Source organism: Blastopirellula sediminis (assembly GCF_020966755.1).
Taxonomy (GTDB): Bacteria; Planctomycetota; Planctomycetia; order Pirellulales; family Pirellulaceae; genus Blastopirellula; species Blastopirellula sediminis.
In genome coordinates, this window is record NZ_JAJKFT010000010.1 from 59930 (window position 1) to 82198 (window position 22269).

Sequence of the window (22269 nt, forward strand, 5' to 3'; positions counted from 1 at the left end):
TTGGGGAAATCTGGGAGCCGTACGCTGCGGATATCATAACGCTCGCCGCTTTCGCTCGAAACCGGCACAAGGGGTAAATCGTCGCCAAAACGCCGCTTTGCGTCTAGCGATCGATCTCACCCATCACGATATCGAGCGAACCGACAATCGCCGGCACGTCAGCGATCAAACAACCGCGGCAAAGTTGCGGGGCGACCGACAGATTGCTAAAGCAGCTGCTACGTGCCCGCGCTCGCAACGGAATCGGTCCCGTACCGTCGCTCACGATGTAAAAACCCATCTGCCCACGCGGGCACTCCGTTTCGAGGTAGGCCTCCCCTTTCGGGAGCTTGGTCGACAACTTGATCGGCGTGCCCCAGTCTCCGGTCGCCTGGCTGTACTTTTCGATTCCCTGACGGATCAGCGCGATCGCCTGGATCACTTCCAGCATCCGGACGTAGAACCGATGCCAACAGTCGCCGAGAATCGCTTCGGACGGAACCGGCGGGTAATCATGATCGCGGGGATAGCTGCCGTTCTTTTCGACGATCACCTCAAAGGCGTAGTCGGCGTAGAGCGACGTGTAGCGCGGATCGCCATCGCGACGCAGGTCATAATCGACCCCCGATCCGCGCAAAACAGGCCCCGAACAGCCATAGTCGATCGCCATCTCCGGCGTCAGCAAGCCGATCCCCGCGGTTCGCTTGATGAAGATCGCGTTGGTCGTCAGCAGCGCGTGATAGTCGAGAATGACCGGCTCAAACTGATCAAGAAACCCCGATAGTTTCTGAACCCAACCCGGCGGCAAGTCGGCCGTCGCGCCGCCGACCGTGATGTAGCTGTAAGTCAGGCGAGCGCCGCACGCGTCTTCCAGCAGATCGAGAATCTTCTCGCGTTCGCGGAACGCATACAGGAACGGGCTGAACGTGCCGAGATCGAGCCCGTACGTTCCCATGCCGACCAGGTGGCTCGCGATCCGGTTCAACTCGGCGATGATCACGCGCAGGTGACGCGCCTTTTCTGGCAGGTCGTAGTTGAGCAGCTTTTCGACGGTCAGCGCCCAGCCGAGATTCATGTTCATGCCGGCCAGATAATCCATCCGGTCGGTGTACGGAATCCATTGCCGCGGCGTCAGGTTCTCGCCGATCTTTTCGGCGCAGCGATGCAGATAGCCGATGTGTGGCGTCGCTTCCGAAACGACTTCGCCGTCGGTGCGCAGCACCAACCGCAACACGCCGTGCGTGCTGGGATGTTGCGGGCCCATGTTGACCAGCATTTCGTCCGTGCGGACATCGATCTCTACAATGCCCGATGTAGGCGCCGTCGCCATAGCCGCTTCGCTCCGCTGATGCCAACCAATTGTGTTCTGTGTCGGTACCGCAGTACCATGCCGGCCTTAGCGCCCGCGAATGCCGTGATACTCCAGCGGCATTTCGTAATCTTTTCGCAAGGGATGCCCGACCCAATCTTCCGGACACAAGATCCGCTCAAGGTTCGGATGCCCGGTAAACCAGACGCCTGACAGATCGTACGCTTCCCGCTCGTGCCAGTCGGCGGTGCTCCAGACGCCGGAAACGCTGGGAACTTCCGGTAGCATTCCCTGCACGTCATCTTTCCAGCGCGGCAGCATCACCTTCACGACGAACGTCGTCTTGTACTGAATGCTGGACAAGTGATAGACCACCTCCAGATGCGGCTCCCAGGCCGACTTGCCCCCCGGTTTCGCATTCGGATCGCAGTAGTCGACGACCGAGATGGAGTTGCAGTAGTTCAGCCGCAACTCTTCCGCGTCGCGCAGATAGCGGCAGACCTCGACCAAACTGCTGGGACTCACTTCCACCCACGGATCAATCGCCGCCGGCTCGACATGCGTCAGCTGATCGCCGAATCGCTTTTGCAGCCGCTCGATCGTTTGTTTTCCGCTCATTTCCGTTCGCTCGTCTTCCTGTCGTCTTTATGTTCGTATCTGGGCAGCTATCGCGACTGGGCCGCTTGTTGCCGCCGGGCCGTAGTGGAGCGAACCGCAGATTCAGGCCCGGCTCGCGTCGCTTCGGTGATAGCCCGCACCCAATCGAGATCACCCCGCTTCCACACGTAGGCGAACCCCATTAACAGGACGGCGAAGAAAACGCCGATGTCGGCCAAACAGGTCCACAAAAGCGAGCGGGCGCCATCGCGCACCGTATTGGTCGAAACGGTCCCGGCGGCGACTTCGTCATTCAGCGATTCGGGCAAACCGAACTCGCGATGCAAACCGATGACCGCCGGCGCGAGGGTCACTCCATTCTCCACGCTCTCGTTGACCACCGGAGCGCTCGGATCGGACAGCTGCGCCGACTTCCCAAAGACAACCGCCCAAGGAAAGAAGAACGCGACTTCGACGTCGAAGATGATGAACAGCAGCGCGACCACATAAAAACGAAGGTCGAACTGAACGAAGCTCGAGCCGATGGTCGGTTCGCCGCACTCGTAGATTTCCTGCTTTTCCTCGCTCGGATTGTTGGGGCGCAAAAACATCCCCAACACGATATTGAAGAGGACGAACCCCATACCGACGCCGCCAAACAACAGCAGGTAGCCGACGATCGTCGTAGAAAGTGTCATTAGGAGTCCAGCGAGGGCGAATTAAACTTGCTTCGCCCGGGGCGTCGATCACCGCGACAAGATCGCCGCAAAGATCGCTACCAGCGGGAGAAGCAATTCAACCCGGATTGTAGAACTACCGGGATTCAATGCAACTAGCCGGCGCTGACGGGTCGCGAATTTCCCGCGGCAGAATGGCGGCCTTCGCCTAGTTCTCGACGACGCAATCGGTCGTGATCGGCTGGCGCCCCGCGAAGCCGGCGTCCATATCGTGCCAATGCGACACGGTCGGCTCGCCTAACTTCCAGCAAAGATAGACCGACTTGCCATTGATGACCGCCGGGAAGTCGACCAGACCTTCCGGGCCGCTCTTCGGTTCGACGCCCAGATCGCGAAGTTCTTCAACGTAGCTCTGCAGCCGTTCCGAATCGCTTTGCAATTCGTCCTTCACCAACCGCAATTCTTCCGCATAAACGCGCGGCGCATTGTCATAGTTGGCCCGACGCTCCAGGTCGACGATCCGTTCGCGGCGCGAGATCACGTCGCGCGAGAGTTCAACGATATCCGCCACGATCGCCGACACAAGCGGCAACATCGCGTTCGCCTGGGCAACCGTGAATACGCGAACCGACGGAGCGGAGGATGAAGTCATCGAAAAACCCGATCGCTGTTCAAGACAAGACTGACTTACCCAAGTCTAAGCCTCGTTAACGGACTTGAAAAGCGACCTACCGCGCTTTCTTGAGCGGAGAGCCGAAGGTAACGATTCTATTGATTGGGACCACCGTGGACCGGCTGGACGATTACCTTCGACTCGGCGACGGCCGTCGGATTCAAGGTGCTTCTCCCCCAGGCGATCTCGACCGGCAGACGCGAGAAATCGACGATCGCCCCGTCACGGCTATAGCTGCTCAGGTCGAGCGTCCCCCCCATGAAAATACAGTCGACCGGGCAGGGCTCGACGCAAAGTGCGCAAAACATGCACTTCGTGTAGTCGATCGTAAAGCCGGTAACGGCAAACCCCTTCGCCCCTTCGACCCGCTCTTTGCCAATGTAGATGCAGTCGACCGGGCAAGCTTTCGCACATTGGTCGCAGGCAATGCAGGTCGTCAGGTCAAAACGGTGAAAGCCGCGATAGCGGGGCGAGACATGGACCGGGAGTTCGGGATACTCGTAGTGCTCGGTAAACGCCTTGCGGTTTTTATCGTAAGTGCTGAACCAATAACGAATTGTAATGGACAGACCTTGGGCGACCGTCACTACCGCGGCGTAGACGTTGCGGAACCAGGTCAACATGACGGATGCATCTCCTTACCCGTATTACAGCGAGCGCGCCCTCAAGATATCGCCATTAGGGTCAACTGTCACGCGTGGACCGGACAAAATGCGACGATTAATCGGGCTCAATTGATTCGTACGCAAAAGGCCTTTGGCGGGCCAGCGCAAACTCGCAAGATCAACTGTAGCAATAACTTAGCAGTTTGCCGCCTGGATAATCCTGGAGAACTGGCGAAGCGCGGCGATTTGTACTAAATGTGCTTTTCCCCTGAAAAAGATTCCAGGTTTTCCTCCGAATGGGCGAGCGCCGTCGCTTGACGACGCACTTTTAGCACGTAGAGTGAAGGGGAAGCGTGTATGCGCACAGGCCGTGCGACGCCTGAGAAGATCGCCTTGGCGCCTGTTGGCTTTCGGCCCCGGCTGATCGGAATTCTTCAGATTTGAATTCCATCAACTGCGGCCGAACCGATTCGGTTCACCAACGATCCAGGTAATTTAACGCAGTCGGGTTTGCCCATCAAGCGCCCGACAAAACCCAGTCGCCAAAAATCGTTCACTCCCCGGTGCTACAACTGGCGACAGTGGAGAAGTAGGAAATGTTGGTTCTCTCAAGGAAAAAGAACGAAAGTATTGTCATTAACAATGACATTACGATCGTGGTCGTGGAAATTCGCGGCGACAAGGTACGCCTGGGCGTAGAAGCTCCCAAGGAAGTCCCGGTGCATCGCCGCGAAGTTTATGATGCGATTCTTCGCAACGAGGCCCAGGAAAAAGCGGGCGCCGATTCGCCCAGTTCCGAAGGCTAGTTGTGAGGTTTTACGCGTTGTAAATTTCCGCTGCGATACTGCACTCTGTGCCGTATTTTTTCCCGTTTCTTGCCCGAACCATCTTCTTTTTTCCGCATCTACCCAGATAAAGCCGTCTCCCGCCTTCACACAGTTGGGACGAGACGCTATTTTAGACCTTTTCGCCTAGGGGCCCCATCGTCTAGTGGCCTAGGACTCCGGCCTTTCACGCCGGCAACACGGGTTCGAACCCCGTTGGGGTCACTCAAAAAATAGCCCTTCTCCACGAGAGGGGCTATTTTTTTGCGCTTGTCGGCTACAACTCTAAAACAGCGAAAACAGCCCTCCCTGTAGCCCCTCGATCGACCATGAAATACGACGCACTCCTCGTTCAGTCGTTTGGCGGCCCGGAAGGTCCGGATGACGTCATTCCATTCTTGGAGAACGTCCTCCGCGGTCGCAACATCCCCCGCGAGCGTCTGCTTGAAGTCGCTGAACATTACCAGCATTTCGGCGGCGTCAGCCCGATCAACCAACAAAACCGCGACCTGATCGCCGCTCTCGAAGTCGAACTGAAAGAGCACGGCATCGACCTCCCGATCTATTGGGGCAATCGCAACTGGTCCCCTTACCTGGTCGATACCCTGACCCAGATGAAAAACGATGGCGTTAAACAGGCGCTCGTCTTCGTCACGTCGGTCTTCAGCTCCTACTCCGGCTGCCGGCAATATCGCGAGGACATCGCCAAAGCCCAGGACGAAATCGGCGCAGGGGCTCCCCGCTGCGACAAGATCCGGACCTACTTCAATCACCCCGGCTTCATCGAAACGATGACCGCCTGCGTCGAGGAGTCGCTCGATCAAATTCCGGCCGAACGGCGCGATGCGGCGGAACTGGTCTTCACCGCTCACAGCATTCCGCTCGGCATGGCGGACAACTGCAACTACGTCAAACAGTTGGAAGAAAGCTGCCGTTTGGTGAGCGAAGCGACCGGTCACGCCAAGTGGCGCTTGGTTTACCAAAGCCGTAGCGGCCCGCCGACGCAACCTTGGCTCGAACCGGACGTTTGCGACGTCATTCGCGAACTTGCCGCCGCCGGCGAAACCGACGTGATCGTCTCGCCGATCGGTTTTATCTCGGATCACATGGAAGTCTTGTTCGATCTCGATACCGAAGCGAAAGACGCGGCCGAAGAAGTCGGACTCAACTTTATTCGCAGCGGAACGGCCGGCGTTCGCCCGCGCTTCATTCAGATGATTCGCGAGTTGATTGAAGAGCGACTCGATTCGAGCCAACCGAAACTGGCCGTCGGAACGATGGCCCCCTCGCACGACTTTTGTCCCGCCGATTGCTGCTTGTACACGCCGCAGCGGCCACGTCCCGGTTAACGCAACCCCAGGGTGACGCAACATGGAACGCCGTCAAATCGCCGACACTTCGCTGTACGTCTCGCCCGTCGCGCTCGGTTGCTGGCCCCTGACCGGCATGACCAGCCCCGGCGTTACCGAAGCGGACAGTCGCGCCACCGTCGCCGCGGCGCTCGACCTGGGGATCAACTTCTTCGACACAGCCTTCGCCTACGGCGCCGCCGGCGAAAGCGAACGCTACATCGCCGAAGTGATTGCTGAGCGTCGCGACGAATACGTCATCGCCACCAAGGCCGGGCTTCACTGGAAAGACGGCAAACAGCAGCGCGACGCTCGCCCCGACACGATCCGCCGCGAAGTCGCAGAGTCGCTACGCCGTCTGAAGTCCGACCGAGTCGAGATCCTCTATCTGCACGCCCCGGACCGAAGCACGCCGATCGAAGAAACCGCCGCCACGTTTCGTCATCTGCAAGAGCAAGGCGCGGCGATCGCCATCGGGGTGTCGAATCTTACGCTGAGCGAAACGATCGAGTTTCACCAGGTCTGCCCGATTCAGATCATTCAGCCCCCGTACAACATGCTGTTTCGTGGGGCCGAAGTCGACCTGATTCCGTGGTGTCGCGAAAACAACGTCGCGGTCGCTTGTTATTGGCCGCTGATGAAGGGCCTGCTCGCCGGCAAAATGACGCTCGATCAAAAGTTCGAATCGTTCGACAGCCGCCCGAAGTATCCATGTTTTCGGGGCGAAGAGTACGCCAAGAACCTGGAACTGGTCGAAAAGCTGCGGGCCATGGCCGAACGGATCGGCAAGACCGTTTCGCAGCTCGTCATTCGTTGGACGATCGATCAGCCGGGCGTCACCGCAGCCCTGTGCGGAGCCAAACGGGTCGATCAGCTAGAAGAGAACGCGGGCGCACTCGACTGGGAATTGTCGTTGGCCGAAGAAGCGGAAATCGCACTCCTCTTGCGCGACCGCGGCATGCCGTACGTCGTCGCCACCGAATAGCGAGTCACGCGGATGAAACGGATCCTGGTCACCGGCTTTGAGCCCTTCGGCGAACTCGCCACCAACTGCACCGAGCTGGCGCTGCGCGAGTTGACGCTGGCCGATCTGGCGCCTGACTTCGAAGTAGAACAAATCATCCTACCCGTCGACTACGCCGCCGCCGGTGCCCAACTCGCCGATCTCTATCGCGAAAAGTCGTACGCCGCGACGCTCCACTTCGGCCAGTCCGGCAAGGCACGTCAGGCCGAGTTCGAGATGTTCGCGATCAATTGGAAACATGTCGGCGCCGCCGAACCCGGCCCGCTCGACCAGGCCGGTCCACATGCGTTTCGCACCGGTCTCGATCATCCGAGTTGGCTCGACGCAATGCGTGCGGCCGACGTCCAAGGGGAACTCAGCTTTCACGCCGGCACCTATCTCTGCAACGCGGTTTACTACTGGAGCCTGCAGCAGAGCGAGCAGATCGGCAATCCTGGCCACGCTCTCTTTGTGCATGTTCCCTTGGCGGCCGAACAGGGTCCGCTCGCCTCAGGCGAATGGCCGGTCGCGCGGATTCAGACGATGATGGCGGCGACGTTCGTTTGGTTGGCGGATCAGGTCGCGTAGCGGTATAGGCGTAGGGCAGGCCGTGCCTGCCGATGTTTCGCACCAGAATCTTATGGGTGCCCCCCCAAAAAAATTTATGTATTCGCGAGTTCCGCCATGTATTGCCGGAAGTTGGTCAGCCATTCACCTCCCACGAAGACCCGGCGCAAACGTGATGTCGAAGTAAAAAAGCTACAAGAATTGACGCCAATCCGCCCGCCCCCTAAAATAACTATCCCCTCAAAATGTACCTGTTCGACTACGCGGAGGCACCATCTCGCATCAAGTCGCCGAGCAACGACTTCAATCAATGAGACATACAAAGGCGAGCCAGACAGTTCCTAACGGAGTGCGTGATTATGAAGATGCATGCGTTTCAGATTTGCTGTCTTACGGGTTTTATCTCAGCATTTACGTGCGTACTTTCCTATGGTCAAGAAGCGCCGCCGATACCGTTGGTCGCCCATAGGGACGCTAACGGAATCGCAATTGAATATCGCCTTGGCGTCCAAGGTGAGTTCAGCCAAGCAGGAGGATTGAAAATAAGTTGGGTCGATGATAACGGGCCATGTCAATGGATGAGGGCTGAGCAGGGAAACGGGTACTCAGCGCTTCAGGTGGGCGACACCATTCTGAGTGTCGACGATACCATCCTTAGGACTCTTGATCAGACGCGGAAGTTGGTTACTCAGGGAGCAATCGACAACTCTGGAACAGTTCGCGTTACCGTGGTGGACGAAACGACGAAACGTCGTTCTCGATATATTGTTTCCCCTACTCGGCTGAAGTTCTTACCCGAAGCCAAAAGAAAGATACCTGAAAACATTCGCGCTAGCGGCGTGCGCATGATAATTGTAGGACAATCGTCCGATCCGGACATTGGTGTCGCGGTCGAGACAAGCGTCGGCAAACTGATCTCTCTTCTGGAATTTGATCGCAACAGGATCGTAAATCGCGACTTAATGCCGTTTGGAGAATCCGTCGCCCTACCAGAACTAAAGGAAATTGCGTTGCTTACAGGCGACCAGGCCGCCGCAGGGACGATTGTTCAGACTATTCGAAATATGAACGTCCAGCCCACCGAAGCATTTGTATTTTTCTATTTTGGTCATGGCGCTTTTAGGCCGAATGCTCAGCCGGACGACCCGTCTGGTGGTCATTATTTCGCAATGCGTAACACCACGGGTTCGGACCTGCCCAGAACAGTGGTAGCGAAGGAAATATGGAAAAAGGGCGCAAGACTTTCGGTACTGATTTCGGACTCATGCAACGTCGAGGCTCCAATCGTATCACCTTACTATCCGCCGCAAGACTCATATTCGGGCGACAATTGGGCGCTCGGAAATCTTTTCCTCGACCATGCTGGAGGGATAGATATAAACAGCGCTTCACGAAATTCATTTGGCTGGGCCGACGACGGAACAGGCTTGTGGTTTACGCATGCATTCTGTCAAGTCGCCGACCCAACTAAATACGGCGACGCGGATTTTGTGGGATGGGGTACTTTTTTGATGCACGTCGCGAGCGTTTCCGACGCATATTTTCAAGAGAGGAAAAGGGGCGCTCCTAACAATCAAGCATTAAGCGAGCAAGAAAACTTACTGCCTGAAGCGTTCAATATCAGCTTGATCCGCACCGATGGCAAAAACTATTAATAATCCCCTACGAGCCATGACCGGGCAACACGCCGTGAAACTGGCGAACATCAAGTAGGTCAGAGAGAGCACTTTTCACATGGCGAATACTTGGAGGAGCGATCGAGAAAGCCGGGGGCGTTTGCCTGAAAACGCGTCGTTGCTCGGCATACGAGTGATAAATGCTCAGTCAACTTGGTTCCACGCATTCGCGAGAGATCGCAGGCGGTATCCAGTCCTACGGTTACTTGCGAACGCATTCCCTCGCTTGCGCTGCGGGCTAGTGTCGGAATAAAAAAAACGCCGCTTGGGTGAGCGGCGTTTTTTTGTTTCGCTTTTTGCGAAGTTCGTCGCTTAGACCTGGAACTGCGAGACCAGCGATTGCAGCTTGCTCGAAATTCCGGCGAGTTGATCGCTTGAGTTTTTCGTCTTTCCAGCGTCTTCCGACACCTTCTGGGCGCCACGATCGACCGAGACGACGTTTCGCGAAATCTCTTCGCCGGCGAGGGCCGACTCTTCCACCGCTTTCGAGACCTGGCGAGCGGCCGAGCTCGACTGGGCGACGTTGTTGGCGATCTCTTTCGTCGCGACCGATTGCTCTTCGATCGCGGCGGCGATCCCTCGCGAAATTTCGCTCAAATTATTGACCACACTGCGAATCGACTCGATCGATTCGACCGAGCCGAACGACGCTTGCTGCATTCCTTTGACGCGAGCGCGGATATCTTCGGTGGCGCCGGCCGTTTGACGGGCCAGTTGCTTCACTTCTTCGGCGACCACGGCGAATCCCTTTCCGGCTTCGCCGGCGCGGGCCGCTTCGATCGTCGCGTTCAAAGCAAGCAGGTTCGTCTGTTCGGCGATGCCTTGAATCAGTTCGACCACCTTGCCGATTTCGTTGGCCGCATCTCCCAACTGTCCAAGTTGGCGACGGCTTCCCTCGGCCAACTGGTTCGCTTCGCTGGCGACCAGATTGGCCTGTTCGGTATTGCGAGCAATTTCGTTGACGCTGATCGACATCTCTTCGACGGCGCTGGCGACGGTATCCATATTGGCCGACATTTGCGTCGCCGACGCCGCGATCGCCCGCATATTGGCCGACATCTCCTCCGAAGCTCCGGCGGCGGAAGTCGATTGCGTTTTCGTATCGTTGGAGACCGACGCCATGCTGGCGGCGGTGTCGTTCATCTCGGTGGCCGAGCGAGCGATCTCCTGGGCGTTGGCCGCCAAATCGGTCATCGCCGCTTGCAAACGCTTCACGACCGTATTCAGCGAGTTGGTCATCGCGCCGATTTCGTCCTCGGTTTCGACCTTCAGCTGCTGCCGCAGATCTCCCTGGGCGACCAGATTCAAAACGCCCATCACTTTGCGAATCGGCAAAATGATCGAACGGCTAAGCAAGATCGAGATCACGACGCCGATCACTAGCGCCACGCCGCTGACGACGCCGACCATGACGAGCGTCGCCTGATTGGAGGCCTGCAGTTGCGGTCCCAGCTCGTCCTGTTCGTCCGTGATGGCGTTCTTCAGCGCGGCGGCTTTCATCGCGACGCTCGGCCCGATGACGTCCAAACGGCCGGTCATCAATTGACGTTCCGTTTGCAGCGCTTCGGCCATCGACGCATAGGCCGTTGCGTACGACTCTTGCGACTGCCGGGTCTTCGCCAACAGTTCGCGGCGGTGCGGATTTTGCAAGTCGGCGTCGAGCTTGGCCAACTCGCCGTCCATCTTGGTCAGGTATTGGTTCGTTTTTTCCTGATGTTCGATTTGCGCAGAATCGAGATACTTATAGACGCTCAGACGAACGCCCATCAGCGTATCCAGAACGGCGCCGGCCGCGGCGGCCGCTTCGGCGTCTCCGTCCGCTTGGGACGAGTTCATGATCTCGACCAGGCAGGTCGACATCTGCGGCCCCTGCACGTCGAGCACGTCGCGCTGCTGGGCGTCGCGCAGACGACGATTGGCGACTACTTGCGTGAACGACTCGTCATATTCGCCGACCAAGGTTTCGATCTCATCGACGATCGCCCGACGCTCCGGCAGATCGATCCGCGACTTCGCTTCCTCAAGCAGTCCCGTGATTTCGCGAGAACGCGCGTTGAATTTTTCAATGTCGCCGTCGCGGCTATAGATGTCGAAGTTCTTGGCGGCGAAACGGGCCATCATCATGCAGTCTTGCAGATTCGAGCAGAAGTTGGAGTCGCGCGCCAACTGGCGATAACGGACGAATCCGGTCGTTGCGTTGCTGAGTCCGTTCCAAGCGACGCCTGCGGCGATGAGCATCAACAACAAAACGGATGCGAAGCCAAGAATGGTCCTCTTGGTCAGGCTCAATCGATTCAACATCTTGCCCGGGCCCTTTGTCTTTCGTACCTGATGTTTCCACTAATAACGAGGTCCTTGCCCCCTCGATCGGCGTGGATTTGCGCCTCAGCAAAAGTAGGCCGCAGTTAACCGCAGACAAACGGCAACTCGCAAGATAGCAGTTTAGTGAAAACGTGCGTTCGATCTCAAAACACGCGCACAGGACGAAACAGCGTCATTGCATTCAGTTAAAGAGACGCTATTCGCCAAAGAAGGATGCCGCGGCAACCCACGCAAAAAGAGGGAGCTCCCCATCACTTCCCGAATAACCGGTACCACGAAACGCCGCCTTGCTTGAAATGCGCGGGCACGGGATGAGAATCTTGCGGCTTGCGAGGATGTCGTCGGAACTACGACGGATCGTGTTCGTGAAGGCGTTTTTCAAACTCGCTGATCTTCTCGATCCGACGAGCGTGACGCCCTCCTTCGAATTCGGTGGTGAGCCAGATTTCGACCATCCGATCGATCAGGCGTTCTCCCAACATGTCGGCCGACAAGCACAAGACGTTGACGTTGTTATGACGCCGGCTCATTTCGGCCGTCAGGTCATCATGGCAAGTCGCGGCGCGGACGCCGGGGACTTTGTTGGCGACGATCGCCATGCCGATGCCGCTGCCGCAGATCAGGATTCCCCGATCGACTTCGCTCGCGGCGACGCTTTGACTGACCGTCGCCGCGATATCTGGGTAATCGACGCTACCGCAATCAAACGCGCCGACGTCATGCACCTCGTGCCCTAGTCGCTTCAGCAACTCGATGATGCTATGACGAACGCTGACGCCGCGATGATCGCTGCCAATGGCGATGCGCATGTTCTGGTTCCCTCCCCTTTTCGCAAAACTTCAGGAGGTCGCCGGCAATTGATCAAGATCAATCGCTCTCACGCGAGCGATGACTTCCGCCTCGATCTGGTCGGCGCACTGTTGGTAGACGACTTCGGGATGACCGATCGGGTCGGCCACGTCGAACCCGTCCAAGCAAAGATTGTGAGTGTAGTCCGCGGCATCGGGCCACTGCGCTATTATCGCGTCCCGATGGCTGCTAGTCATCGTCAAAATCAAATCGGCGTGCTCGATCAGCCGGTCGCTGAGCGGCTGGCTGGCATGGGCCGACAGGTCAAGTCCGCGGTCTCCCATCACTTTGATCGCTTCGGGCGCCGCCCTTCCGCCGGGGAAGGCCGCCAAACCGGCCGACGCCACGATAAAGCCCCGTCCGTCCAGCTCTTCGATCTTGCAACCGAACCGCTCTGCGGCATGCTTTTGCATCAGGACTTCGGCCATGGGACTGCGGCAGGTATTGCCGGTGCAGACGAACACGACGCAGTAGCTGCTGAGACGCTTCAAAACTTTCTCCGAGACGACGCCAGAACGCAAAATCTCTACTTTGTTGCCGACCACGCGGACTACCGTCGACGGCTGGGCGTAGCGGCACTTCCCGCAGTCTAACACCAAACCGAGGGCGTCGCCCAGCGCTTCGGTCACTTCCGCCCCCCGAACGGCGTCCGGCTCGCCGGAACGATTAGCGCTGGTCAGCGCCAAAGGACCAGGCAAAAGCCGCATCGCTTCCTGAATCAGGTCGTGCGAAGGAATCCGAAGTCCGACAAAGCCGCTGGGGGCGATCGCCGGAATCACGCTCGGCGGCAGGCTTTGCACCACGCTGCGCGGATCGTCGCAGGGCAAAACCAGCGTCACGGGTCCCGGCCAACATCGCATCGCCAGCCGTTTCATCAGCGGCGTCGCTTGGGGGACGTAATCGAGCAACTCGTCTTTGCTGCGAATCGCCAGGGCGAAGGGCTGGTTTTTGGGACGCCCTTTCGCTTCCATCAAGCGATCAATCGCGCTCGCATTGAGCGCTGAGACGGCGACGCCGTAGACGGTTTCGGTCGGAAAGGCGACGATTTGCCCTTCGGCAAGCGACTGAACCGCACGGTGGATGACGTCCCGGCGGTCTTCCGCCGCCTTCACGTCGATAACCCGAACTGCCATGCTACGCCGCTTGCGCTCCGCTAGGGGCTTGATCGCCCGAAGTTATTGTCTAGCCAAAAGTTAACTATACGGAATTCCGACCACGCTCCACAAGTGGAAGCCCCAAATCGGCAGAATTATGGCCGAACCGTTGCCCTTATCCCCCTTTTCGCGAAATAATAGGCGGATGATTCGTAAATTGCTCCTATTCTCTGCGCTGCTTGGGCTGCTCGTCGGTTGCGTTCCTCGCTTGGAATCGCCCGGCGGGCTCGAAACGGTTTGGGGCGAGCGCGGCATCTCCAACGGCAAGTTTGAAAAGCCGCGCGCCGTCGCGATGGATGCAGACGACCGCTTGTACATCGTCGATATGACGGCCCGGATCCAGGTTTTTGACCGGGACGGGTCTTTCTTACGCGCCTGGCAAATTCCGGAATACTATCGCGGTCGCCCATCGGGCCTGTCGTTCAACAATGCCGGCGACCTGCTGATCGCCGACACCCACTACAACCGGATGCTGGTCTACGCCGCCGACGGCCGCAAGCTGGACGAGCAGACGATCGGCGGCGTCGAAGGGCACGGTCCCGGCGAATTCGGCTTTGTGACCGACGCCGTGCAGGACTCGCACGGAAATTACTACATCGGCGAATACGGCCAATTCGATCGCATTCAAAAATTCAGCCCAGATGGCGAATATTTGTTTGAATGGGGTGGGCATGGAAGCGAACCAGGACAATTCGTCCGTCCGCAAAATATCGCGATCGACGCGGACGATCGAATTTGGGTCGCTGACGCGTGCAATCATCGGATCCAGGTTTTCGATGCGACCGGCGACAAAGCGGTCCTCGTAAAGATGTGGGGCATCCAAGGCGAAGAGCCGGGACAGCTCAGTTATCCGTACGATCTGGCGCTCGATGGTCAGGGACACGTCTACGTGATCGAGTTCGGCAACCATCGCTTGCAGAAGTTCACGCTGGATGGCGAAAGCCTGGGCGTGTGGGGCGGCAACGGGCGTGAACCGGGACAACTATTTTGCCCGTGGGCGCTGGCGCTCGACAGCCAGGGTCGCGTCCATGTGATCGACTCGAACAATCATCGCGTCCAGCGCGTATCGTTGTAATCCAATCAATTTTTCAAACCGCCTAACAGCTATCGCTTTGCGCTTTTCCAAGCGGTACCATAGGGGGAATAAGCCACCACCTTTTCTGAGATCTCCTGCGGCGCTGCTGCGACGTTCTCCGCGTCAGGCAGTCGCGTCCGTTTCATCACCACCCTTTTCCTTAGCCAAGCGGGCGCACTATGTTCGGAATCGACATCGCGTTCAACAAACCGGCTTGGTTATGGTTGTTGGCGACGCTGCCGCTCCTCTGGTATTTCAGCTACCGCAGCCTGGCCGGACTCGGCCCGGTTCGCCGTTTGATGGCGCTCGGTTTGCGCTCGGCAGTGCTGGTGATGCTGATTTTCGCCCTGGCCGAAGCGCAGTTCCTGCGGGTCAATCATCGGCTGACGGTGATCTACGTTCTCGACCAGTCCCTCAGCATTCCCGAAGAACAACGCGCCGCGATGGCGCAGTACGTCGCCAAGGAAGTCAAAAAACATCGCCAACCGTCGCGAGGCGATCGGGCCGGCGTGATCGTCTTCGGCCGCGAAGGTGCGATCGAAGTTCCCCCGTACGAAGATGACGTGCCGATCGGTCGCCGCCGTCTGATCGGTTTGGATCATATCAAGCAAGACGCGACCAACCTGGAAGCGGCGCTGAAGCTGGCGCAAGCGTCGTTCTCAGAAGACGAAGCGAAACGGATCGTCGTCGTCACCGATGGGAATCAGACGCTCGGCGACGCGCAGCCGATCGCCCGCGCATTGGCCGCGGCCGGAATCGGCGTCGACGTCGCGCCGATCGAACTGTCGAGCCGCTCCGAAGTCGCCGTCGAAAAAGTGACCCTCCCCGACGACATTCGCAAGGGTGAACCGATTCGCACCTCGGTCGTGATTAACAACATGACCGAGCCGACCGAGGATAACGACGGCGTCGTCCGAGGCAAGCTGGTCGTCGTCCGCCGAGCCGGCAAGAACGAAGAAGTGCTCGCCGAACAGCCGGTCGAAGTTCCGCCGGGGAAGAAGGTGCTGACCTTTGAGCATGTCATCGATCGCCCTGACTTCTACACCTATGAAGCGCGATTTCTGCCCGACGAGCGGACCGACGACTCGATGCCGCAGAACAACATCGCCACCGCGTTCACCCATGTCCGCGGCAAGGGGAACATCCTGCTGATCGAAGACTGGACCACTCCCGGCGAATACAACTACCTGGTTGACCGCCTTCGCGCGAACAACCTGGAAGTCGACGTGATGCCGACCAACGAGTTGTTCACGACGCTCGCCGAGCTCCAGCGTTACGACTGCGTCATCCTGGCCGGGACGCCCCGTTCCAGCGGCGCCGAAGCAGGCGACTTGGCCAGCTTCAGCGATCAGCAGATCGAAGTGCTGGTCCGCAACACGCAGCAGATGGGCTGCGGCCTGGTGATGCTCGGCGGACCGCAGGCGTTCGGCGCCGGCGGCTGGGCCAATACCGAGCTCGAAAAAGCGATGCCCGTCGACTTTACGATCAAAGACGCGAAGGTCGTCCCGGTCGGCGCGTTGGCGATGCTGATGCACGCCTCCGAACTGCCGCAAGGCAACTACTGGCAAAAGGTGATCGCCCGCGAGGCGCTCCAGGCGCTCGGCAACTCCGACTACTGCGGACTGATCCACTACGCCAACACCGACCAGTGGCTCTGGACCAGCAACGGGAACGGGCTGATTCGGGTCGGTCCGAACCGGGCCGGGATGCTCGCAAAGATGTCGCGTATGACTCCCGGGGACATGCCGCAGTTCGATCCGTCGCTGCAAATGGCGCTGCGAGCCTTCAATCAGCTCCCGCCGAATGAAGTCGCCGTCAAACACATGATCATCATCAGCGACGGCGACCCCTCCCCTGCCAATCCCTTCACGCTGAGCGCGATCTCCAAAGCCGGCATCAAAGTCACCACCGTCGCGATCGGGACGCATGGTCCGGCGAACAGCCTGGAACTGAAAAAGATCGCCACCGCGACCGGCGGCAAGTATTACGAAGTGACCAACCCGAAAGCGCTCCCCCGCATTTATCAGCGCGAAGCCCGCCGCATCGCTCAGCCGCTGGTCAAAGATCATCCCGGCATGGTTCCGCTCCAGCGTTATCCGCACGAGATGACGACCGGCATCGACGGCTTTCCGTCGTTCGACGGCTACGTGATGACCTCGGTCAAAAACAACCCGCTGGTCGACGTCGCGCTGATCGCCCCTGATCCGGCGCAACATCCCGAGAACGCCACGCTGCTGGCCAGTTGGACCTATGGCCTGGGCCGCTCGGTCGTCTTCACCAGCGACGCCGGACATCGCTGGACCAACCAATGGACCGGCTGGGATGGGTACGACAAGTTCTATACGCAGATGATTCGCTGGGCGATGCGTCCCAGCGGCAACGAAGGAAAGTTCACGATCGCCAGCGAGGCGAAAGATGGCAAAGTCCGCGTCGTCGTCACCGCGATCGACCAGGACGATCAGTACCTGAACTTCCTGAACATCTCCGGCAACGCCGTCGATCCGCGGATGGAATCGCGCGACTTCCGCTTAGAGCAAGTCGCCCCGGGCCGCTACATCGGCGAGTTCGACGCCGACGAATCAGGCAGCTACTTCCTGTCGCTGGTTCCAGGCCCCGGTCAGGCGCCGCTCCGATCTGGGGTGAACGTCCCCTACTCCGCCGAATTTCGCCAACAATTCACCAATCGCAACTTGCTGGAGTCGCTTGCCGAGCTCCAGCCCGCTGGGGGCGAAAAAGGGGCGATGATCGAAGGAAAAATGGCCTTAGGGCGCGTCGACGATCTCCTGGAGGTCGACACCTTTCGGCACAATCTGGCCAAAGCGATCAGCAGTCAGCCGATCTGGCCCCTGTTGGTGGTAATCTGTGCGATCGCTTTTTTTCACGACGTTTTCATCCGCCGGGTTACGATAGGATTACAGTGGCTGAGCCCGGCGTTTAAGTATGTCGGCCGGATGCTCGGCTTCGGCAAGGAAGAAAAGAAAGACGACCGGCTCGAACGGTTGCGGATGAGCAAAGAGAAGGTCGCCTCCGACATCGATCAGCGTCGCGCGAGCACCCGCTTCGAGTCGGACGCTTCCGCTCCCGAAGCCGGAGACGCCGTGGCCGAAGAGCTCGCCTCCAAGACCCCCACCGCGCCGCGCCGAGAACAACCCAAATCTAAGCCAACCGAAAGCGAAGAAGATAATTACACGTCCCGACTGCTCAAAGCGAAGCAAAAGGCTCGCAAGCAACAAGGACGCCCCGGCGATACGCCGCCCCCCAAAGAATAACGCGACCGCTACCACAGCGCGTCCAATGAGACTCGTCATCCAATCACCCGTGAGGAATGCGACATGAGCGTCGGCGAGACGATGCAACAACAAGCGGAAGAATTCCGCAATCGATATAACGCAGTGCGAGAACAGATTGGTCGCGTCATCGTCGGCCACGACGAAATCGTCCACGGGGTTCTCACCTGTCTGTTCGTCGGCGGTCACTGTTTGCTGGAAGGGGTTCCGGGGCTCGGTAAAACGTTGCTCGTCCGGACGCTGGCCCAGACGCTCGACCTGCCGTTCAATCGCATTCAGTACACGCCCGACTTGATGCCGGCCGACATCCTGGGGACCAACATGGTCATGGAAACCCCCGAAGGTCGCCGCGTGTTCGAGTTCCAAAAGGGCCCGATCTTCACCCAGATCTGTCTGGCGGACGAAATCAACCGCGCTACGCCGAAGACCCAATCGGCGATGCTCGAAACGATGCAGGAATTCTGCGTCACCGTCGGCGGCGTCCGCTACGAATTGAAGAAGCCCTTCTTCGTCCTCGCGACGCAAAACCCGATCGAACAGGAAGGAACCTATCCGCTCCCCGAAGCGCAGCTTGACCGTTTCTTCTTCAAGCTGGTCGTCGGCTACTCGACCGCCGAAGAGCTCGCCACGATCATCGATCGGACGACGAAAGGAACCTTCGTCGAGCCCGAAAAGGTGATGGACGGCGAAGAGATCATGAAGTGGCAAAAGCTGATCCGCGAAGTGATCCTGGCCAAGCATGTGCAGGATTACATCGTCCGTCTGACTTTGGCGACTCATCCTGACGGCCCGATGGCCTTGCCGGTCACCAATCAATACCTGCGTTGGGGATCCAGCCCCCGCGGCGCCCAAACGCTCGCCCTCGCCGCGAAAGTCCGCGCCTTGCTCGACGGCCGCTACAACGTCAGCTTCGAGGACGTTCGCCGCGTCTATCTGCCGACGATGCGGCACCGCGTCATTTTGAACTTTGAAGCCCAGGCCGAAGGACTCGATACCGACCACGTTCTGCTCGAAATCCTCGAAAAGCTGCCCGAGAAGAGCGACGACGAGCCGATCACGGCCCGCGTCGTCAGCCGCTAACCGCGGCGCTCGTTCGCTTTCCGTTCGCCGAACCTGGACCCAAGGACGCTACAAACGCGCATGCCTGCCACGACGACTTCCCCTGCCGATCTGCTATCTCCCAGGATGCTGGCCCAACTCGAACGTCTCGAGCTGGTCAGTCGGAAGATCTTTCGTGGGCGGATGAAAGGGGAACGACGGAGTAAGCGAAAAGGACAAAGCGTCGAGTTCGCCGACTTCCGCAACTACGTCCACGGCGACGACCTCCGGTTTATCGACTGGAACACCTTCGCGCGGCTCGACAAACTCTTCCTGAAGCTCTTTCTGGAAGAGGAAGACCTCCACTTTTTCACGTTGATTGACGCCAGCACGTCGATGGACTTCGGCGACCCGACCAAGCTTTTCTTTGCCAAGCAGATGGCGGCGGCGCTCGGTTACATCGGCCTCTGCCGGGCCGACCGCGTTCGGATCGAATCGTTCGGCACGCCTCTTCGCAAACCAGGCCCCGTGCTGCGAGGTCGTCACAGCCTGATGCGGATGCTCGATCATGTCCATCAGATTGAGCCGGGCGAAAACGTCCCGCTCCTCGATGCGGTGAAGTCGTTCTGTCTGCGGAACCAAGGAAAAGGAGTCTTGGTGCTGCTGACCGACTTGATGGACAAGTCAGGCTACGAGGCCGCCTTCCGCTTTTTGACCGCCCAACAGATGGACGTCTATGTGATCCATACCCTCTCGCCGGTCGAACTGAATCCGGAAGAGCAATTGAAAGGGGACCTCCGCCTGGTCGACGCCGAAGACGCCGACGCGGCCGAGATCACCGTCAGTCGTCCGCTGCTCGAGAAGTATCGCAAGACGCTCAACGCGTTTGTCGAAGGCGCCCGGTCGTTCTGCACCAAGCGCGGCATGACCTACATCCTGGCCAATACCGACACGCCGGTCGATCAAGTCGTCTCCTCGTATCTGCGACAGAGAGGACTGGTGCGCTAATGTTTTTGCCGACGCTAGGTTGGTTGGGTTGGACGTTGCTGGCGATCGTGCCGGCGGCGATCATCGCCCTCTACTTCTTGAAGCTCCGCCGTCAGCCGCTCGAAGTCCCCAGCACCTATCTCTGGAGCCGGACGATCGAGGACCTGCACGTCAACAGCCTCTGGCAGCGGCTGCGGCAAAGCATTTTGCTCTTCCTGCAGTTGCTGTTCGCGGTGCTGTTGATCCTCGCCTGTTTGCGTCCCGGCGTACAAGGACAAAAGCTGATCGGCGACCGCTTCGTCTTTTTGATCGACAACTCGGCCAGCATGGGAGCGACCGACGTTACCGATGCGAAAAACCGCCTCGAAGAATCGAAGCGTCGCATCGCCGAAATGATCGATCAGATGCAATCCGGCGACGTGGCGATGCTGGTCAGCTTCGCCGATCGCGCCAAAATTGAACAAGCCTTTACCGACGACCGCCGGATCCTGCAGCGCAAACTAACCGCGATCGAACTGACCAACCGGGTCAGTAACATCAGCGAAGCGCTCCGCGTCGCGTCCGGCCTGGCCAACCCGGGCCAATCGGCCTTTAGCGAAGGAGACGCAGGCGTCGCCGACGCCAAACCGGCGACCCTCTACATCTTCAGCGACGGACGCTTCCCGGCGATCACCGACTTTACGTTCGGCAATCTCGCGCCGATCTACGTGCCGATCGGCGATCCGCTGACCGGCAACGTCGGCATCGTCGCCTTCAGCACGCAGCGCAATCCCGACCGCAATGATGAGCTGCAAGCCTACGCGCGGATCGAACGTGTCGGCGACGCTCCCGAAGAAGTGGTCGCCAACCTCTACTACAACGACGACCTGCTCGACGCCCAAACGGTCAAACTGCCGGCCGAAGGCGCCGCAGGCATTCAGTTTGAACTCGGTACGCTTGAGGCCGGCAAACTCCGTCTGACCCTCGACGTGAAAGACGTCCTCGCCGCCGACAACATCGCGTATGCGGCGATCAATCCGCCTCGCAAAGCGAACGTGCTGATGGTCAGCACCGGGAACGACTATTTCCGTCTCGCGATGGCGACCGAAGCGATTACCCGTCTGGCTCGCGTCACGACGGTTGATCCCAGTTACCTGCAGGAAGATCAATACAAACAGGAAGCGGCGACCGGCGTCTACGACCTGATCATTTACGACAACTGCTCTCCCGAAGTGATGCCCGAGTCGAGCACGCTCTTTTTGGGCGCTGTTCCGCCGGGCGACGCCTGGAAGCTCGGCGAAGAGGTCACCGTCCCGCAGGTGATCGACATCGCGCATTCCCACCCGCTGATGAACTTCATCGAAATGACCAACGTCATGATCGGCTACGCCAATCCGGTCGAAGTGCAGGGGGGAACGACGCTGATCGACTCGCAGCATGGCCCACTCTTGGCGATCGCTCCCCGCAAGGGATTTGAAGACGCGGTCCTCGGCTTCCACTTCCTGATCGAGAAAGACGGCTCGACCTTCTACAACACCGAATGGCCAAAGCGACAAAGCTTCCCGGTCTTCATCAAAAACGTCGTCGAGTATCTCGGCGACGTCCGCCAAGGCGCCGCCGATCTATCAGTCCGCCCCGGCTTACCGGTCGAACTGCGCACCTCCACGCCGGTCGAAGAAGTGAAAGTGACGCCCCCAACCGGACGCGTGCGAGAAATCGGCCGCGAAGGGAAGAACCTCTTCGCCTTCAGCGAGACCGATCAGCTCGGCACGTACGACGTCCGCGAAGGGAACGGCCCCGACGTCACGCAAAGCTTTTCCGTGAACATCTTCGACCCCCAGGAAACGAACATCCTGCCGGCCGAAGCGATCGCCACCGACTGGGGCGAACCGATCGCCGGCCAAAACAGCTGGGAACCAGTCCGCGTCGACTTCTGGAAATGGATCGTCGTCGCCGCGATCGTAGTCCTGCTGCTCGAATGGTGGATCTACAACCGCCGGGTCTATCTATAAAACGCGAGCCCGCAGCGAATGCGCGCCCAATAGTAGCCCGAAGCGCAAGCGAGGGAAATGCGGCCGCAAGCAAATGACGAATGTCGAAGCTCGAATGACGAATCAAGCACGAAGTCGCCAATGACGAAGGCGGGCAACTCCCCACACTAACCCGAGGCGCAAGCCAAGGGAATGCGGCCGCAAGTTCTGCAAAAGGGTGGCCCAGCCAGTTCCCCACAGAACTGGCTGGGTTGCGCAGCAACAAGATGCAGCGCCATCCGGTCGCAAAGCAATCGCACGTTTGCCAACCTCCAACCGCATGGCGCAG

At 58.9% G+C, this 22269-nt stretch carries 18 protein-coding genes and 1 tRNA gene; 11 read left to right on the top strand and 8 right to left on the bottom strand.

The window, feature by feature from the left end; all coding sequences use genetic code 11:
• Positions 1-103: 103 nt before the first annotated feature.
• The 5 genes from LOC68_RS11680 to LOC68_RS11700 form a co-directional block, all read right to left on the bottom strand.
• The gene (locus LOC68_RS11680) at positions 104-1309 is read right to left on the bottom strand and encodes an NADH-quinone oxidoreductase subunit D (RefSeq protein WP_230218674.1); all 1206 of its coding nucleotides are present in this window, start codon (positions 1307-1309) and stop codon (positions 104-106) included.
• Positions 1310-1375: 66 nt separating this feature from the next.
• On the bottom strand, positions 1376-1906 hold the full coding sequence (locus tag LOC68_RS11685; RefSeq protein WP_230218675.1) for an NADH-quinone oxidoreductase subunit C: 531 nt from the start codon (positions 1904-1906) through the stop codon (positions 1376-1378).
• A gap of 47 nt (positions 1907-1953) precedes the next feature.
• A complete protein-coding gene (locus LOC68_RS28780) occupies positions 1954-2583 on the bottom strand; it encodes an NADH-quinone oxidoreductase subunit A (RefSeq protein WP_230218676.1) in 630 nt (209 codons plus the stop codon).
• A 187-nt stretch (positions 2584-2770) separates the two neighbouring features.
• Complete coding sequence (locus tag LOC68_RS11695; protein WP_230218677.1) at positions 2771-3214, bottom strand: DUF2203 domain-containing protein; 444 nt, start codon at positions 3212-3214, stop codon at positions 2771-2773.
• A gap of 116 nt (positions 3215-3330) precedes the next feature.
• Positions 3331-3858, bottom strand: a complete 528-nt coding sequence (locus LOC68_RS11700) for a NuoI/complex I 23 kDa subunit family protein (RefSeq protein WP_230218678.1) — start codon at positions 3856-3858, stop codon at positions 3331-3333.
• 578 nt (positions 3859-4436) lie between these two features.
• Between LOC68_RS11700 and csrA the strand changes: the two genes are divergently transcribed.
• The 6 genes from csrA to LOC68_RS11730 all read left to right on the top strand — a co-directional run bounded on the left by csrA (position 4437) and on the right by LOC68_RS11730 (position 9238).
• The gene (csrA, locus tag LOC68_RS11705; RefSeq protein WP_230218679.1) at positions 4437-4646 is read left to right on the top strand and encodes a carbon storage regulator CsrA; all 210 of its coding nucleotides are present in this window, start codon (positions 4437-4439) and stop codon (positions 4644-4646) included.
• 170 nt (positions 4647-4816) lie between these two features.
• Positions 4817-4889, top strand: a tRNA-Glu gene (locus LOC68_RS11710).
• A gap of 104 nt (positions 4890-4993) precedes the next feature.
• Complete coding sequence (locus LOC68_RS11715; RefSeq protein ID WP_230218684.1) at positions 4994-6013, top strand: ferrochelatase; 1020 nt, start codon at positions 4994-4996, stop codon at positions 6011-6013.
• 22 nt (positions 6014-6035) lie between these two features.
• On the top strand, positions 6036-6998 hold the full coding sequence (locus tag LOC68_RS11720) for an aldo/keto reductase (RefSeq protein ID WP_230218686.1): 963 nt from the start codon (positions 6036-6038) through the stop codon (positions 6996-6998).
• Between the two features lie 12 nt (positions 6999-7010).
• Positions 7011-7604, top strand: a complete 594-nt coding sequence (locus LOC68_RS11725; RefSeq protein WP_230218689.1) for a pyroglutamyl-peptidase I family protein — start codon at positions 7011-7013, stop codon at positions 7602-7604.
• A 338-nt stretch (positions 7605-7942) separates the two neighbouring features.
• Positions 7943-9238, top strand: coding sequence for a PDZ domain-containing protein (locus LOC68_RS11730; RefSeq protein ID WP_230218698.1), 1296 nt, complete (start codon positions 7943-7945; stop codon positions 9236-9238).
• Positions 9239-9571: 333 nt separating this feature from the next.
• On the opposite strand, the gene LOC68_RS11735 is transcribed toward LOC68_RS11730, so the two are convergent.
• The 3 genes from LOC68_RS11735 to LOC68_RS11745 all read right to left on the bottom strand — a co-directional run bounded on the left by LOC68_RS11735 (position 9572) and on the right by LOC68_RS11745 (position 13563).
• Positions 9572-11560 carry a methyl-accepting chemotaxis protein gene (locus LOC68_RS11735; protein ID WP_230218700.1) on the bottom strand — a complete coding sequence of 663 codons (1989 nt, stop codon included), beginning with the start codon at positions 11558-11560 and terminating at the stop codon, positions 9572-9574.
• A 368-nt stretch (positions 11561-11928) separates the two neighbouring features.
• Positions 11929-12390: a ribose 5-phosphate isomerase B gene (gene rpiB / locus LOC68_RS11740; protein WP_230218702.1), complete on the bottom strand. Its 462-nt coding sequence runs from the start codon at positions 12388-12390 to the stop codon at positions 11929-11931.
• Positions 12391-12420: 30 nt separating this feature from the next.
• Positions 12421-13563 (bottom strand): L-threonylcarbamoyladenylate synthase, encoded by a 1143-nt coding sequence (locus LOC68_RS11745; protein WP_230218703.1) that lies wholly within the window; start codon positions 13561-13563, stop codon positions 12421-12423.
• A gap of 166 nt (positions 13564-13729) precedes the next feature.
• Between LOC68_RS11745 and LOC68_RS11750 the strand changes: the two genes are divergently transcribed.
• From LOC68_RS11750 to LOC68_RS11770, 5 genes are all read left to right on the top strand, one after another.
• Positions 13730-14659: an NHL repeat-containing protein gene (locus LOC68_RS11750; protein WP_230218704.1), complete on the top strand. Its 930-nt coding sequence runs from the start codon at positions 13730-13732 to the stop codon at positions 14657-14659.
• Positions 14660-14838: 179 nt separating this feature from the next.
• Positions 14839-17928, top strand: a complete 3090-nt coding sequence (locus LOC68_RS11755) for a VWA domain-containing protein (RefSeq protein ID WP_230218706.1) — start codon at positions 14839-14841, stop codon at positions 17926-17928.
• A gap of 63 nt (positions 17929-17991) precedes the next feature.
• A complete protein-coding gene (locus tag LOC68_RS11760) occupies positions 17992-19026 on the top strand; it encodes an AAA family ATPase (RefSeq protein ID WP_230218707.1) in 1035 nt (344 codons plus the stop codon).
• Between the two features lie 60 nt (positions 19027-19086).
• Positions 19087-19992, top strand: a complete 906-nt coding sequence (locus LOC68_RS11765) for a DUF58 domain-containing protein (RefSeq protein WP_230218708.1) — start codon at positions 19087-19089, stop codon at positions 19990-19992.
• Entirely contained in the window at positions 19992-21962 is a 1971-nt protein-coding gene (locus LOC68_RS11770) for a vWA domain-containing protein (protein WP_230218709.1), read from the top strand. Before LOC68_RS11765 ends, LOC68_RS11770 begins: the two co-directional genes overlap by 1 nt.
• Positions 21963-22269: the final 307 nt, after the last annotated feature.

What these genes read in the sequence shown, in the direction of transcription:
- LOC68_RS11685 (WP_230218675.1), bottom strand. Translation starts at nt 1,906, where the DNA reads ATGAGCGGAAAACAAACGATCGAGCGGCTGCAAAAGCGATTCGGCGAT.
- LOC68_RS11725 (WP_230218689.1), top strand. Translation starts at nt 7,011, where the DNA reads ATGAAACGGATCCTGGTCACCGGCTTTGAGCCCTTCGGCGAACTCGCC.
- LOC68_RS11680 (WP_230218674.1), bottom strand. Translation starts at nt 1,309, where the DNA reads ATGGCGACGGCGCCTACATCGGGCATTGTAGAGATCGATGTCCGCACG.
- LOC68_RS11750 (WP_230218704.1), top strand. Translation starts at nt 13,730, where the DNA reads ATGATTCGTAAATTGCTCCTATTCTCTGCGCTGCTTGGGCTGCTCGTC.
- LOC68_RS11730 (WP_230218698.1), top strand. Translation starts at nt 7,943, where the DNA reads ATGAAGATGCATGCGTTTCAGATTTGCTGTCTTACGGGTTTTATCTCA.
- LOC68_RS11700 (WP_230218678.1), bottom strand. Translation starts at nt 3,858, where the DNA reads ATGTTGACCTGGTTCCGCAACGTCTACGCCGCGGTAGTGACGGTCGCC.
- csrA (WP_230218679.1), top strand. Translation starts at nt 4,437, where the DNA reads ATGTTGGTTCTCTCAAGGAAAAAGAACGAAAGTATTGTCATTAACAAT.
- LOC68_RS28780 (WP_230218676.1), bottom strand. Translation starts at nt 2,583, where the DNA reads ATGACACTTTCTACGACGATCGTCGGCTACCTGCTGTTGTTTGGCGGC.
- LOC68_RS11695 (WP_230218677.1), bottom strand. Translation starts at nt 3,214, where the DNA reads ATGACTTCATCCTCCGCTCCGTCGGTTCGCGTATTCACGGTTGCCCAG.
- LOC68_RS11735 (WP_230218700.1), bottom strand. Translation starts at nt 11,560, where the DNA reads ATGTTGAATCGATTGAGCCTGACCAAGAGGACCATTCTTGGCTTCGCA.
- LOC68_RS11745 (WP_230218703.1), bottom strand. Translation starts at nt 13,563, where the DNA reads ATGGCAGTTCGGGTTATCGACGTGAAGGCGGCGGAAGACCGCCGGGAC.
- LOC68_RS11720 (WP_230218686.1), top strand. Translation starts at nt 6,036, where the DNA reads ATGGAACGCCGTCAAATCGCCGACACTTCGCTGTACGTCTCGCCCGTC.
- LOC68_RS11755 (WP_230218706.1), top strand. Translation starts at nt 14,839, where the DNA reads ATGTTCGGAATCGACATCGCGTTCAACAAACCGGCTTGGTTATGGTTG.
- LOC68_RS11760 (WP_230218707.1), top strand. Translation starts at nt 17,992, where the DNA reads ATGAGCGTCGGCGAGACGATGCAACAACAAGCGGAAGAATTCCGCAAT.
- LOC68_RS11770 (WP_230218709.1), top strand. Translation starts at nt 19,992, where the DNA reads ATGTTTTTGCCGACGCTAGGTTGGTTGGGTTGGACGTTGCTGGCGATC.
- rpiB (WP_230218702.1), bottom strand. Translation starts at nt 12,390, where the DNA reads ATGCGCATCGCCATTGGCAGCGATCATCGCGGCGTCAGCGTTCGTCAT.
- LOC68_RS11715 (WP_230218684.1), top strand. Translation starts at nt 4,994, where the DNA reads ATGAAATACGACGCACTCCTCGTTCAGTCGTTTGGCGGCCCGGAAGGT.
- LOC68_RS11765 (WP_230218708.1), top strand. Translation starts at nt 19,087, where the DNA reads ATGCCTGCCACGACGACTTCCCCTGCCGATCTGCTATCTCCCAGGATG.